Source organism: Ferdinandcohnia sp. Marseille-Q9671 (assembly GCF_976954385.1).
In genome coordinates this window covers 1,829,278-1,844,680 of the sequence record NZ_CDRJTA010000001.1, presented here as the reverse complement: position 1 = coordinate 1,844,680, position 15,403 = coordinate 1,829,278, and the positions used below count along the sequence as shown (strand labels likewise).

The 15,403-nt window shown below is 40.6% G+C and carries 11 protein-coding genes; 9 read left to right on the top strand and 2 right to left on the bottom strand.

The window, feature by feature from the left end:
* Positions 1 to 31 precede the first annotated feature (31 nt).
* Positions 32 to 5,992, top strand: a complete 5,961-nt coding sequence (locus ACWNMY_RS09250; RefSeq protein ID WP_449537941.1) for a pectinesterase family protein — start codon at positions 32 to 34, stop codon at positions 5,990 to 5,992.
* A 327-nt stretch (positions 5,993 to 6,319) separates the two neighbouring features.
* Here ACWNMY_RS09250 and ACWNMY_RS09245 read toward each other — a convergent pair whose 3' ends face one another.
* Both ACWNMY_RS09245 and ACWNMY_RS09240 read right to left on the bottom strand, forming a co-directional pair.
* On the bottom strand, positions 6,320 to 6,826 hold the full coding sequence (locus ACWNMY_RS09245) for a DUF2062 domain-containing protein (RefSeq protein WP_449537940.1): 507 nt from the start codon (positions 6,824 to 6,826) through the stop codon (positions 6,320 to 6,322).
* A gap of 331 nt (positions 6,827 to 7,157) precedes the next feature.
* On the bottom strand, positions 7,158 to 7,985 hold the full coding sequence (locus ACWNMY_RS09240) for a DUF368 domain-containing protein (RefSeq protein WP_449537939.1): 828 nt from the start codon (positions 7,983 to 7,985) through the stop codon (positions 7,158 to 7,160).
* 278 nt (positions 7,986 to 8,263) lie between these two features.
* Between ACWNMY_RS09240 and ACWNMY_RS09235 the strand changes: the two genes are divergently transcribed.
* The 8 genes from ACWNMY_RS09235 to ACWNMY_RS09200 all read left to right on the top strand — a co-directional run bounded on the left by ACWNMY_RS09235 (position 8,264) and on the right by ACWNMY_RS09200 (position 15,399).
* Complete coding sequence (locus ACWNMY_RS09235; protein WP_449537938.1) at positions 8,264 to 10,021, top strand: helix-turn-helix domain-containing protein; 1,758 nt, start codon at positions 8,264 to 8,266, stop codon at positions 10,019 to 10,021.
* A gap of 142 nt (positions 10,022 to 10,163) precedes the next feature.
* Positions 10,164 to 10,298, top strand: coding sequence for a hypothetical protein (locus tag ACWNMY_RS09230; RefSeq protein WP_449537937.1), 135 nt, complete (start codon positions 10,164 to 10,166; stop codon positions 10,296 to 10,298).
* Positions 10,279 to 11,709, top strand: coding sequence for a sodium:solute symporter family transporter (locus ACWNMY_RS09225; RefSeq protein WP_449537936.1), 1,431 nt, complete (start codon positions 10,279 to 10,281; stop codon positions 11,707 to 11,709). The genes ACWNMY_RS09230 and ACWNMY_RS09225 overlap by 20 nt, the downstream gene beginning before the upstream one ends.
* Positions 11,706 to 11,828 (top strand): hypothetical protein, encoded by a 123-nt coding sequence (locus ACWNMY_RS09220; protein WP_449537935.1) that lies wholly within the window; start codon positions 11,706 to 11,708, stop codon positions 11,826 to 11,828. Before ACWNMY_RS09225 ends, ACWNMY_RS09220 begins: the two co-directional genes overlap by 4 nt.
* A 42-nt stretch (positions 11,829 to 11,870) precedes the next feature.
* Complete coding sequence (locus tag ACWNMY_RS09215; RefSeq protein WP_449538424.1) at positions 11,871 to 13,133, top strand: M20 family metallo-hydrolase; 1,263 nt, start codon at positions 11,871 to 11,873, stop codon at positions 13,131 to 13,133.
* Positions 13,134 to 13,153: 20 nt separating this feature from the next.
* Positions 13,154 to 13,852 (top strand): DUF1028 domain-containing protein, encoded by a 699-nt coding sequence (locus ACWNMY_RS09210; RefSeq protein ID WP_449537934.1) that lies wholly within the window; start codon positions 13,154 to 13,156, stop codon positions 13,850 to 13,852.
* Between the two features lie 296 nt (positions 13,853 to 14,148).
* Complete coding sequence (locus ACWNMY_RS09205; protein WP_449537933.1) at positions 14,149 to 14,937, top strand: DeoR/GlpR family DNA-binding transcription regulator; 789 nt, start codon at positions 14,149 to 14,151, stop codon at positions 14,935 to 14,937.
* Positions 14,938 to 15,399: a PTS sugar transporter subunit IIA gene (locus ACWNMY_RS09200; protein WP_449537932.1), complete on the top strand. Its 462-nt coding sequence runs from the start codon at positions 14,938 to 14,940 to the stop codon at positions 15,397 to 15,399.
* The last annotated feature ends 4 nt before the right edge of the window (positions 15,400 to 15,403 follow it).

Here is a 15,403-nt window from a genome sequence, read left to right as displayed (position 1 = left end):
TTCGTTATGTGAGAGGAGTGGGGGAATACAAATGAAGTCAAAGAAAGCTATTAATCTAGTACTGGCATTTATGATGCTATTCACCGTCGTAACTAGCAATTTTGGTGGAACAACAGCATATGCCAATGACACTTCCAACAACCGAAACATTGAGATATGGGATTTTGGAGGAGTTCAAACTTCAGGGGACTTATACAAGAATCATATTACAGCAGAAATTCTTGATAGTAAAACGACTATTAAATCTGGTACATTTGAAACAACTGCATTTGGAGATTTAACAATAGGTAATCCGAATGCAAATGATCGTTCTTACTACTACGGGCCAGATGGTACGACCCCAGGTATAAATTCTTCAGGTACATGGGGAAACCAGAAACATAGCTATGAGGACGGATATAATTCAGACGGAGTTTATTACGCAAATGGCACGGGAGGTCCCATGAGAAGATTTTTGACACTAGATCATGTAGCAGCGGGAGATAAAATTAGCGTGTACGGTGGAACCAGCAATGGAGATGAAGAACTTCACTTCGTTCACGCGGCAGTAAGTGTTGACGGTAAAAATGTAACCGTTACACCGGATACGTCAGAAGTTCAAGATAGTACAGCTCCTTTTACGACAACAGCACAAAAGGTTGATTTTGTCGCACAATACTCTGGATCCTATCAAATTTATGTGAGTGCTAATTCAGGTGGAAAGCCTTGGATTCATCGAGTAGTCAGAACGCCTGGAGTGAAGGTAAGTGGTACTGTGAATTTGAACGGCAGTGATATTTCACCAGGTTATGCCCTTCAGTTGACCAATCAGACGAATGGAGATATAACAACTGTTGGTGTTAATGCGGACAATAGCTTTGATGCAGTTCTTGCAACGGATTATGATTATATTGCAACGATTAAGGATGTGGCAAGCTATCGAATTTCCGACGAAACAAAGGTTATCAGCACATCAACCTCTGACATTTCTGCAGGGAAACACGTTAGCTTAGATGTGATAGCGAATAAGCTTGTTAATGTTAGCGGTGCTATCAAAGGTTTTGACAACGATTACAACGTTAAGAATCTACAGATGACATTTACTCCTCCAGAGGGAAGCCTCGCCTCAGCAGTTACAGCTACAGTAGATACAGACACCTTGACATATCATGCTGATGTTCAGGATGGCATACAGTATACAGCCGTTATTTCTGGTGTAAACGATTATGAAATCGCAGAAGGCGGCAGCGTACAACTAAGTACGGACACGGTGCAGGATATTACGGTTGCGAAAAAACCGGTACATACTGCAAAAGGTGTATTCCAAGGATTATCATCAACCGCAGAAATTTCAAGTATTACTTTTACAAATGTTGATGATGGCTATATGTATACCGGAAAAATTTCAAACGGAGGATATACGGTATCTCTGAGAGATGGGGCATATAGCGTTTCGGCAGATGTTCCTGAAAATTATAGCACAAGCTCGCATGTGGTTATAAATGGACAGGACACCACAAAGGATATTCTGTTTGTGAACAACACGACTCCAGAGCCACTCAAATGGGTTCCGGATTTATATGTAGGGGACAGCTCAAAAAAGAATAATTACAGCACCGTTAAGGAAGCGCTTGATGCAGCAGCACGAATGAATCCAACTGATGAAGATCACCGGATAACGATTCATATTACGCCGGGTGTATATAGGGCACAGCTTGTCATTGATACACCATATATTACCCTTGTAAATGCCCATCCAAATCCAACAAGCGACCCGAGTACACAGGTTAAAATCACGTGGTATTACGGTATTGGTTATAAATATCACAGTATCGGACCTGACGGCTTCTATAATGAAGAGAAAGCATTTGACAAGTATTCAAAGAATATTGCTAGTAAATGGGGAGGTACTGTTTACCTCACGAGTACTGCTACACACTTTAAAGCGGAAAACATCATATTTGAAAATTCTTTCAACAAATATATGACAGATGAGGAATTGGCTGATGGCGTAGAGCTAGCTGCTAGTCAAAGCTCTAGCAACATAAATGTAGAGAGAAAGTCGTTTACAGATGTTACTTCCAAGGAAGCGACTGAAAGAGCTGCAGCAATCATTATTGAAGGAAACTATGCTGAATTTTTGAATTGTAGTTTTCTTGGAAGCCAGGATACCCTTTACACGGGTGGAAGCGGCACAAATAGTAGCTACTTTAAAAACTCTTTTATAGAAGGTAACACGGATTATATTTTTGGAGATGGAAATGTCGTATTTGATAATGTGACCTTGAATTTTGCTGGATATAGTAACCAAGCTGTAGGTGGATATATAACAGCAGCAAGGGATACAGCAGCATATGGATACCTTTTTAGAAATAGTACAGTAACAGCTGATGGAAAAAATATGCATTCATCAGGTTACTTCGGAAGGCCATGGGCAGCAGGAGCAAAAGTAACATTTTTAAATACAAAGCTTCAAAACAGTTCCATCATCGATCCAAAGGGATGGCATGATATGTCTGGTAACAAACCTGAAAATGCAAACTATGCAGAATACAACACAACGTATAATGGTGAAGCCGTTGACACATCCGGGCGCAGAGTACCGGCTTTAACAGATGCTTCTTCCATAAATGTTGCCGATTATCTTGGAGATTGGACTCCATCCTTCTATACAGCTGACAGTGATGAGGCTCCAACATTTAAGGTTGAACCGTTCTTTTCAACGGATGATGATATTAATATACCTTATACTGGAAACACGATTAGCTTAGGGTATGAATTTGAAAAATCAAACGATAACCAAAATGATAGTTCGTTAATCCAGTGGTACAGAGTCAGTCCGGATGGAACGGAAACCTTGATAAAAGCAACAACAGCTTATATATCAAAACAATACAAAATTGCAAGTGACGATGCAGGCAATTATATTAAGGCTGTTGTGACACCAGAAACCGTGAATGGTAAAAAAGGCACACCGAAATCTATTAAACTTGAAAACCTTGTTCAAGTTGGGTCGTCAGGTGGAGGAAATGAAATCCCAGATGGCGAGCGTGTCAATATTTATCTAGCGGGTGATTCAACGGTAAAAACATATGGACCAAGTTCAGATACAGCGGGCTGGGGAGAATATTTACAAAGCTATTTCAATTCGGACAAGGTGAAAGTCGTTAACTATGCAAACGGGGGCAGAAGTTCAAGAAGCTTCATTAATGAAGGAAGTCTCGATAAAATTGCTTCGACTATTACGGATGGTGACTATTTGCTGATTCAATTTGGACATAATGATTCCGCAAATTCACAAGGATATCTCGTTGAACGATTTGTTTCCTTGGGAGAACCGGATGAAAACGGTGTGTATCCATCGAATCCAGGCGAAAAAATAGCCACTCCTGATATGTTTATAGATAAGTACGGAGAGACATATTATCCATTTTCAAGCGGTACCTACAAGTGGTATTTGCAACAATATATTGATGTAGCACGAGATGCAGGTGCGACACCGATTTTAGTGACACCTATATCACGGCAATATTTTAACCCGGATGGTACAATAAGACCTCATCATGATGCAACGGATACGACAACTGGAACGGTTACCACGTCCGATAATGCGTATGTAAAGGCTGTGGAACAGTTAGGTGAGGAACAGGGCGTTAAAGTCATTGATATGTTTGAGTTAACAAAAGCTTCCTATGAAAATGCATATCAGAATGACCCTGAAGCAAGTAATGGAAACTCTCCTTCAGCAAGGGCGATCATGAATCCTGGAGATTCCACTCACAATAACAAAATTGGTGGCTTTTATAACGGGGGGTTACTTGCTCAAGAGGTGCAGGAACTTGGATATAACATCTCGAACTATGTGATTCCACCTGTAAGAGTAGGTGGTGTAGACAGTAAGAACAGCATAACATTTGAAGTCGATTCGCAAAGCAAAGTACGTGTCTTTACACCGGATGAAAGCGGCGTGTATACAAATGAGCTTGATACGTATTGGACAGGTGAGACGCAAGAGTTAATTGACGGTATTTCGGATGCACCGGAACAACCTGTAATCACATCAATCGTACAACCTGAGGATATTACTGTAACGCAAGGCGATGCAGTGAGTCTTCCACAAACTGTAAAAGCAGAATACAGTGATGGAACACAAAAGGAAGTTGTAGTAACCTGGGATCAAGTTGACACGAGTACTGTTGGAACGGTCGAAGTCCACGGTACAGTAGACGGCTTTGCTGATGGAGTTACGATAAAAGTGATAGTCACAGCAAAAACTGATCCAACGATTTGGATTGTCGGTGATTCAACAGTAAGTGGTTTTAACGATAGCTATTATTATCCAAGGTATGGATGGGGTACTAAAATCGGAAACTATCTCGATGGCTCCTTCACTATCAAAAATATTGCGTTGTCAGGAAGAAGCTCAAAAAGCTATACAACTGATGCTGAATACCAGACATTGCTTAGTGGGATGAAGAGTGGAGATTATTTATTAGTAGGCTTTGGCCATAATGATGAAAAACATGAGCCAGAAAGATATACAAATCCGAATGGAACCTATCAGGATTCGGGATCTTTTGCGAATTCCTTGTATGAGAATTATATTAAACCGGCTCAAGCAGCAGGAACGAACGTCATTCTGACCACTCCGATTGTTAGAAGAACCGCTACAGGTGAGTGGAGTAACTCCAATCTACATGTTACGGCAACGTCCGGAGAGTATGAAGGAGGAGATTATTCACAAGCCATTCGCGATTTGGGTAAGGCACTTACGATACCGGTCATTGATATGACTACGTTAACCAAAGATCTATATGACCAATTAGGCCCGGATGAAACGCAATATTTACATGCTTGGACTTCATCTAACCCGGCAACTGTAGATAATACGCATACAAATATTTGGGGTGGGACATATAACGCATACCTTGTCACTAAAGCGATTAAAGATCAAGATGTGAGTGGACTTGCGGAACATGTGATTACTGCAGACGCGCCAACTAAGGCAGATACGTTGGTAACTAACCCAGATTACCAGGAACCACCATATAATGGAGATCTAGCGCAGAGTACATTGTGGCAAGATCATGGGATTTGGAAAGGTACGGTTTTCGGTTCTGTTGGCGGCACACCAAGTACGTCAAATCAAACCCTTGAAACAGACAGTAATGGCAATATGCATATAGCCGTACAAAATAACAAGGGGAAAATATCCAGTACAGTCGATGGTATGGCGATGTACTACTATAAAGTACCAGTAGACAGTACATTTAGTCTAACAGCTAAGGCAAAAGTGAATAGATTCGAAGCAAACGATCAAGTTTCCTTTGGGCTAATGGCTAGGGACGATATGTATATCGATGCTAACATGAGTACTCCAATGGGGGACTATGTCGCAGCGGCTCCATTGAAGCTTACAAAAGCTGCATCTGGAGGGTACTGGAGTGGTTTTGCAAGAAAGAATGGTGCGCTTGTCCAGGGTGGTACGGCTGAAAACTCCATTTCTGAAGGAGACACCGTCGATTTGTCTATTGCAGGCAGCTCAGACGGTTATGCCGTGAAATTTGGAAAAGAAGCAACTGTAACGGGAGGGTTTGATTTTAAACTTACCCAAGTTGATCCAGATTACGTATACGTAGGTATGTTCGTTGCACGTAATGCAGACATTACATTCAGCGACATTAAGCTAGTCGTTGATGGAGTTGAAGTGACAGCTGAACCAACGCCAGAACCAACACCTGAGCCTGGCAAGGGTGATGACAACCAAGATGACAAGGGTGGAACACCGGACGGCAACGAAAATGACGATTCTGGTAGCGGAAACGATGATTCCGATAACGGAGATAAAACCCCAAGCAAAGATGATCCGGAAGAAGACGGAAGCGAAGAACAAAATAATGATAACGAACTTCCAAAAACAGCTACAAACCTATATAACTCCCTCATACTAGGTATGGTTTTACTACTAGTTGGAGGAACAATAACAGTAGCTAAGAGAAGAAAAAGTCTATAAAGTGGGACAGGGAACCTGTCCGTGTTGGGACAGGGGGACAGGAACCTTGATCCAGTAGAATCAAACAATCAGCGGGGGAAAACTTTGTTACCCTGCTTTTTTTGTGGGTCAGGGAACCTGTCTGTGTTGGGACAGAGGGACAGGAACCTTGACCCAGTGAATCAAACAATCAGCTGGGGGTACTTTGTTTTCCCTGCTTTGTGGGACAGAGGGACAGGAACCTTGACCCAGTAGAATCAAACAATCAGCGGGGGAAAACTTTGTTACCCTGCTTTTTTTTGTGGGACAGGGAACCTGTCCCTGTGACCCATGAGGGGAGTCCCTGTTCTATTTTGGAATTCCAGTAGCCGGTGTAGATTTCCCCCTTACCATTCGTAATAAATTCGTACGATATGTTTTGAATAGGAAGTTAACGATAAAGTACATGCATATGGAGAAAAGAAATGTATTTATCATGGCTCCTGCTAGAAATGTATATCCTTTTGAAACAAAGCTATTTAATCCATCTACTGTATGTTCTAGCGCCTCTATATAGTCAACATCCCCAAGTTCATCAATCTTCGTTTGCTTATTTATAATGAGACTGCCAACTTTATAATTTAACAAAAACAACGCAGGCCACAAAGGAGATCCAAGAACACCGCCTACAAAGGATGCCACTGTATTGACCCTAACCAGCTTTGCTAAACCGACTGAGAGAATCACACCAAGTCCAAATGTGGGAAACCAATTTGGAATAAACCCCAATGTAAAACCTAATGCCACCTGACGGGGGCTATCCTTCACTCTCAGCAAACGCACAAGATTATATTTGAACTTCCGGCCTAATTTCATATATGCTACTCCTCCAACGCACAATCCAACCAGTGGGTCAAAGGTTCCTTGTCTTAGCCCGGTTGAATAATAGATTCAATCTAATCTGTACTAATCGCAATATTTTAATTCAATCAAATGTTTGTTTACTGGTTTAGTCTTACAGGCACAACTGTATCATAATTCAAATAAACGTTTGATTGGCTCAATAAATGGGTTGAAAATACAGCTGTTATATAGAGATTTTTGAGCGGATTTAGTACTAAGAATGGTCTTTCTTGTAAAAGGCCTGTAATACCCAACATAAACGGCATTAGTAGGCTATCTATTATTATTACTCATTGTGATGCTACTAAAACTTCTTATTTTGAGTTTGCTGTAACGTAATGATAAATACGATACCAGCTAAAAATGTGACCATAGATACAATAATAGTAGAAGTGCCAAATACACCATCTAAGTTGTACAATATCGCAACTATTGAACCACTAACTAATCCAATCATTGCAGCATATGTTTCTGCCACGTAATTCGATAGTAAGTACCGAATAAGTTTACTAGTAAGTAAAACTCCTAACACAATACCTGAGCCTATCGCAAAAATGATAGGCAAATCCATTGATTTTAAAGAGGCTGTCGCTACTTCATATAGACCTAAAATAGTCAGAATTAAAGCGCCGCTTATTCCAGGTAGCACAAGAGCAGTGCTTGCAATAAATCCCGCAACTGCAAAGAATAGATAATCGGTGATAGACAGATGATTCAAATCGATGTTATTCATGCCACCTGCTAAAGGAGCGAATACAACCAAGCTAAAAAACAACAAAGTGATTAGGTAATGTTTAATTTTTAGCTTGTACTTGGAGTGATGGAGAGTTTCTTTCCAAAGGAATGGTAAGAAGCCTACAATAATACCAACAAAAAATAGTAGCGTTGGAGTCCGATACGAATGTAATAAATAGTCGATAATAAAGATAGAAATAGCAAATCCGATGACCATGCCTGTCCCAAATGTAAAGAGAAAAGGTAAAGCCTCTTTTCGTTGTTTAGTTGTCAAAAGACTTATTGAATATAGTAATCGTTCATATATCCCTAAAATCATCGCAACTGTACTGCCACTAACACCAGGAACGGTTTCTGTAATACCAACCGCCATGCCCCGAAATATAATACCAAACATTCATTTCAACACCTTAATAATCATTTTCACTATACATATCTTAATATAAATACAATCAGAATGGGTAAAAAAGTAGAAATCCATTTAGGAAACATGTCTTTATTGGGGAGAGGAGCAGTTCCGCTAGAAGAGGAAATATATGGTGGGTCAAGGAACCTGTCCCCCTGACCCCCCCTGACCCACATCACACATGATATACTTAAGAGAACTAATCTTATTTATAATGAACTCTCTTTTTTTCTAGTAATCTTCATGGTGAAAGGTGGCAGAAATCATAGATGAACTCGGAGAAGGAGCTTTTAAGTTTAATTAAGGCTACCCAAGCGTTAACGTCGACGCGAAATTTAGATGAAGTATTGAATCTCCTTATAAAGGAAGTCCTAAGTGTTTTTTCATGGGCTGATGCGAGTGTTTTATTCTTATACAATCCCCATAAAAACCATCTAACGGCGAAATCGGCGGTAGGTTTTGAGATGAGTTACTTGGAAAAGGTTGCGTTACAACCGAATGAGGGGATGTCGGGCAAAACCTTTAACGTAAAACAAGCTCAAATTTTTAGATCGGGCACAGATACATCGAGAGGGATGTCAGACCTTTCACCTAAGAATTTGGAGTATTATCAAAAGGCACTTGGAGAGAAACATATGCTTCCCACTAGTACCATTTGTGCGCCCTTACTTACGCAAGGTGAGTGTTATGGGGTTCTTACGATCGATAGTTTTTCGGAGAGTGTTCAATTCACTCAGGAAAGTCTCGTGTTGTTGCAGACGTTTGCAAATCAGGCAATGATTGCCATTGAAAATGCAACTCTGATCTCCCAGAACGAACGATCCAACCATATCCATCGTGAACTGACAAGAGTATATATGTCCCATCACAGTTTAGATGAAATTACAAAAACACTAGCTGAGCTCATTCACAAACCGGTCGGCGTAAGTAATGAATTTTTAGATTTGCTATCTTATACATCTACCTGTGTGAAAGAGATTGCTGATGGAATGAAGGGGGACGATGTATGGAGCGATGATATCCTTACGATGAAGCCTGTTTACATCGATAATACTTCTTATGATGTCTACTTCTTTTCCATAAAAATAGAAAATGAAATCTCCGGAAAGCTAATTGTAGCTGCTGAAAAAGGAGAAGTATTAGATTCATTGGATATCTTTGCGATTGAACAGGCAACCACTGTTTTCGCTTTGGAGCTTCAATCCTTACATCAACAAATTTCAAATCACTTCATCCAGGAAAGTCTCATTATGAAGGAAATTTTACTTAAACCTGACGAGGGACAAGTGATACTTGAAAAGAATAGATTATATCGTAAACATGATCAATATGTGATTCTAACAGTGGAGTTTGAGGATGATGGACCGGTAGAAAGCGTAAAACATAGTTCAAAGCAAAGTTTTTCAAGATACCTTCATTGGCATTTAAGTCTATTACCATATAAAACACTAGTCTATGAGGATCTAAAGCGATATTCCATTTTATTTATGATAAAAAGTAAACTAGATGAGGAAGAAATCCATCAGCAAATAAAAAGTTTTATAACAAGGCTAGCGGACCAGAATATGGTCAAGCTTCGTGCAGGCCTAGGGAGAAGTTTTACGGAACTGACAGATATCCATTCATCGCTAAACGATTCTCTCAAGTGTATTGAATACATAAAACAAATCGATAAAAACAACGTACAATACGCAACCTATCAGGACCTTGGAGTATTCCGTCTTTTTCTTAATGTGGAAACGCAAGAGCTAGAAAGCTACCTGCATATGAATCTAAAGAAAATCCTTGATTATGACGAGATGAACAATGCTGAATTAGCCAAAACGCTCGAATGGTATTTAGCATACAATCACAATACAAAGAAAACGGCACAGGAACTATTTGTACACGAAAACACGATTAAATATCGGATTAATAGTATTAAAAAACTACTAGAAATTGAAGAAATCACAGGTGAAAAAGGGTTGGAACTATACATTGCGTTAAAAATAAGGCACTATCTCGATAAGTCGCATTTGTCTAAATAGGACAATTGCGGCTTATTTGTTTTGTCAGGTTCGACATATACTTAATTTTCAGAATACTATAAAATTACGAATAAATATCATCAGGGATAAGAGGAATTTGGGACAGGGAACCTGTCCCCCTGTCCCAGTTAGGAGGATGAAGATGGGGTTTTGGATTACGGCGAGTATTTTGTTGTTTGTGATTGTGATGGTTTCGGCGTTTGGTCCGATGGTGGGTCTTTATGGGGAGATGAAGTACAAGGAGGAGGAGAAGAAACATGACCGTTCCGTGGGGTAATATAGTAGTCATCCTAGCATTAGGAGTAGCGTTTATCGCATCCAGTTGGTTTATTTCTCGAAAGGTGTCTACAGCCGATGAGTACATATCTGGTAACGGTAAGCTGGGTGTGGCTTTTGGAACGACCTCGCTCCTAGCGTTTTGGGTAACAGGAAATACGATTATGGCTGCTCCTGAAGCAGCATATGGGATGGGAGTCATTGGTGCCATTGCCTACTCGTTTCTAGGTGGGGTAGCGGTAATTGCTTTTTCTCCATTAGGAAAACGAATCCATGAAGTCATTCCCAATGGAAAAACAGTGGGAGACTTTTATAAAAATCGTTTTGACAATAAAAATTATTACTTCTTTTTAGTTATGGTGTTTATTTATATCTTTGGTCTCCTCATGACACAGGGCATCGGTGGAGGCTTACTGCTTGAACAAATATTCGATGTTCCTTATGAGTTAGCCGTTATTTTAACGTTTGTCATTGTTATTATCTATTCATCAATGGGTGGCTTCTCATCCATCACAGGAATCGCCTTTTTCCAGGTAATGCTGATTTTTATCGTGGTTATTGTTGTTCCGCCAATTGTTTATTTCTCTACAGGTGTTTCTCCTGTGTACAATGGAATGCTTGAGCTTGCACCTGAAAAGCTTGATGTACTTCTTCCGGCAGGAATCTTGTTCATGTTTGCGGGTGCCATGATGGGAATTGGAGAAGTATTTATGGATAATACCTTCTGGCAAAGAGCGTACGCGGTTAAAAAGGACAAATTAATGAGTATATTCGGACTAGCAGGAATTGGTTGGTTCTTTGTGCCACTTGCTACAGCAACATTAGCTTTTGTTGCGGTAGGGACAGGTCAAGCACCAGCTCAAATTAATCAGGTAGCACCGTTTATCGCAGAGATTTACGGTGGGAAATTTGTAAGTTGGGTCTTCCTTGTAGGGGTATGGTCAGCGTTGGCTTCTACGATTGCGGCTATTCTAAACTCACTCGTTTCATTGATCTTAAATGATGTCTACAAATCTATTAACCCGAAGGCAGACGATCAAAAGCTGCTAAAAGCAGGAAAGATGTTGACTGTCGTAATTGGAATCTTAGCGATGTTAATCAGTCTACCTAAGTTCTTAACCATGCTACAAATGTTGATCTTCCTTGGTGTTATTAATGCAGCGTTTGTATTTCCGATTATCTATGGACTATTTTGGAAAAAGCTTAACTCAAACGTTAGCTTCTGGGCAGCGGTGTTTGCAGTAATTGGTGGATATATTGCGTATTATACAGTTGGTGATTTACAAGGTGTAGTTGTCAGCGGATGGATATCATTCCTTGTATGCTGGATTGGTAGTCTTGTAAAACCAGCCAACTATGATTGGCATAATCTCTATCGTGTAGGGTCTTCTATAGGGGGGAATCGTAAATGACAATTTCAGCAGGCGCGTTTGCAATTATGATTTGGGTTAGCATTATCGGTTCAGGTGCATTGATGTTTTATATTTTTGGATATTTCCTATATGAATTGAAAAAGAAGAGAATTTGGTAAAAACAACGAGGTGTTCGCGTGCAAACTTTGTATGATAGACTTATGAAAAATTATAATGAAGCCCTTAGTCATTCTGGGATTAGTGGGGAGAGAATCGCTTCAAGATTAAGTGAGCTTTCTAAGATTGGACTATTAGAAAATGGTGGCGTGACTCGGCCCGGATATTCTGATAAAGAGAAGCAAGCGAAGGAACTAGTAATGGGTTGGATGGAAGAAGCACGATTAACTGTGACAACCGATGGTGCAGGCAATGTTTTTGGGAAAATGAAGGGACAAAAACCGGGGGCATTCGTTGCCTCTGGGTCCCATGTGGATAGTGTCCCAAATGGGGGCCATTTTGACGGACCTTTAGGTGTCCTGTCAGCATTGGAAGTTGTGGAATCCTGGAGAGAACAGGGGTATACTCCAGAAAAGCCGTTTCAGGTTGTGATTTTTTCGGACGAGGAAGGTTCTAGATTTAAAAGCGGGTTAACTGGTAGCCGAGCTTTTATGGGGCGAATTAGTCGTGAGGAACTGTCCGAGCTACGAGATGAAAAGGGACAAACGTTTGAAGAGGTCATCCATTCGTATGGAAGTAGCCTTGAACAATATATAGAAGCAGGAAATCAACCAATGGACATCGAAACTTTTGTAGAGGTCCATATTGAACAAGGAAAGGTTCTTGAAAGAGAGGATCAGCCTGTTGGAATTGTCAGTGGAATTGCGGGACCAGCTTGGATAGAAGTGATTTTTAAAGGTGAAGCTGGTCATGCAGGAAATACCCCAATGGTTGGGCGAAAAGATCCATTAGTCGCAGCTGGCATGTTTATCAAGAATATAGAAGAGCTACCAGGAAAAGTTTCCGATACAGCAGTGGCTACGGTTGGTAAAATAGCCGTTCGTCCAAATGGTGTCAATGTCATTGCACAAGAAGCAGAGGTCATTGTCGATATCCGTGACATTTATGAAGAAACTCGTGATAGAGTAGTAGAGTTGGTTGTAAGAGAGGCAGAAACCATAGCAACCGAAAGAGGAATTGAGGTAAGCGTATCAACCAAAACAAAAATAAAGCCACTACCGATTAAGAAGGATCTTCAGGATAGACTGGCACAAGCACTTGAGAAATTTGAGATTAAACCAACATATATTCCAAGTGGGGCTGGTCATGATGCGATGATTCTTGGTGCGGAGGTACCTGTTGCGATGCTGTTTGTTAGAAGCAAGGATGGAATCAGCCACAACCCGAGTGAATGGACATCCCTTAATGACTGTGTGTATGCGGTACATGTCTTAAAGGCTTATATTGAAGATATAATGGTAAATTAAGATTTTAGGAGGTATGCAAGATGACATTTTCAATTACTGCTCGTTGTGAGAAAACAGGACAATTTGGAGTAGCGGTGACAACTAGAGTTCCAGCAGTAGGCGCACTTTGCCCATTTGTGGAAGCGGGTGTTGGTGGAGTTGCTACCCAGTCTTTTGTAAATCCCTATATTGGGATTAACGGCTTAAAGTATTTAAAAGAGGGCTTATTAGCAGGAGAGGTAAGACAACGGATTCTGGAGGAAGACCCAGAGCCAGAGATTAGACAATTTGTGATTGTTGACAAGCATGGAACGGCTGTTGCTTTCTCTGGAGAAAAATGCGATGGCTATTTTGGTCAAAAAGTAGGAAAGAATTACGGAGTTGCCGGTAATATGCTTGTCGGGGAAGATACCATTATCCAAACGGCGAAAGCCTTTGAAGACAATAAAGACCTGCCTTTGGCAGAAAGACTCATTGTTGCCTTGCAGGCCGGTCAAGATGCCGGTGGAGACAAGCGCGGCCGCCAATCTGCCGCTGTAAAAGTAGTAGATACCGAGGAATATCCGCTAGTCGACCTTAGAGTGGACGAGCACGAGGATCCCGTAAAAGAACTCGGACGAATCTACGAAGTGGCCAAAAAAGAAATGTTCCCTTTTGTAAAAATGCTCCCAACAAAAGCCAACCCAAAAGGAACATTCGACTTCCAATCCTCACGAGAAATGGGATTGCTGCAGGACTAAAGTGGGACAGGGGGACAGGTTCCGTGACCCAGTGGGTCAACGGACCTGTCCCTCCGACCCACGACCCACGACCAACGTCCGACCCACACCTTTGTCCCAATTGGTTCAAATTGTAAAATATTGTAACACTTTTCCCTCGGTTTTTCCTCCCCTTATGAAACGTTGTGATTCTTCCTATATTTTCCACTAGACTGTATAACAAAACGCCTCATCTTTTTTTATCAAAACATATCATATTGAATCATAATCACTCATTTCGGTTCATACATTGTTTGTAAGAAGGGTGGTTATTTTTTATGCTTCAGGCTGAAAGGGCTGAAAAAATACTGCAATTCATCAATGAAAAAGGATTTGCGAAAACTACGGAACTAATTGACTTGTGCCAAGTGTCAAAGCCCACTATCGTTCGGGATCTGCAATTACTTGAACAACGAGGTGTCATCATTCGAACGCATGGTGGAGCGAAAAGTGTAAAAAAGGGAACAAATTTTGAACCGAAGCAAAGCATGAAGGAACAATTTGCACATGAGAGCAAACAACAGATTGCTAGAATGGCAAAACAATATATATTTCCAGGTGAAACCATACTCCTTGATAGTGGAACCACGACATTGATGCTAGCCGAAGAACTTAAGGATATGGAAAATATCACAGTTATCACAAATGATATAAAGGTTGCGATGATCCTAGCAGAAAATGATGGAATAGAGCTAGTCGTTCTTGGTGGTCAAAAGAGAAAAGGTGTTTATAGCCTGATTGGACCAATAACAGAAATGATGATAGGTCAATTCCATGTGGATAAAGTGTTCCTTAGTGCAGATGCGATACACATTGACAAGGGTATAACGAACTCGAATATAGAGGAATCAAGTGTGAAAAAAGCTTTTATCAATATTTGTAAGGAACGATTTTTATTAGTAGATAGCAGTAAATTTGATTCGATTTCTTTTATCAAGATTGCGGATATTGTAGAGGTTCAAACGATTATTACGGACCAAGGTATTTTACAATCAACGGATCTACAGTCGTGGAAAAAGCTTTCTGTTGACATTATTACAGCTGGCAAAGAGGAAGGGGACATGTGAGTGAATCTACTTAATGGATTACTAGATGAAGAGTTACTTTTTCTAGGGTGGAAATTCGATTCAAGCGAACAACTTCTGCGTAAACTTGGTGACGAATTAACGGAGAAGGGCTATGCAGTGCCCGGATACACAAAAGCCCTCTTAGAAAGGGAGGTGCTGTATCCAACAGGCCTTGCCACAAGCACTTGTGGGGTTGCAATTCCTCATGCTGACCCGTCCTATGTAATAGAAGAAAAAATTGCGATAGCCATTTTGGGAGATAATGTAGCCTTCCGAAACATGGGTGCACTAGATGAAGAGGTAGTGGTACGTGTCGTGTTTCTATTAGCGTTGAAACATTCGTCACAGCATTTAGAAGTATTACAGACAATCATGTCCCTTTTCCAAGATGAAGCATTTATGAAGAACATTCAACGAGCAGAAACAAAAGAGGATGTTCTAGACCTATTTCGAAGGGGGTGAATCA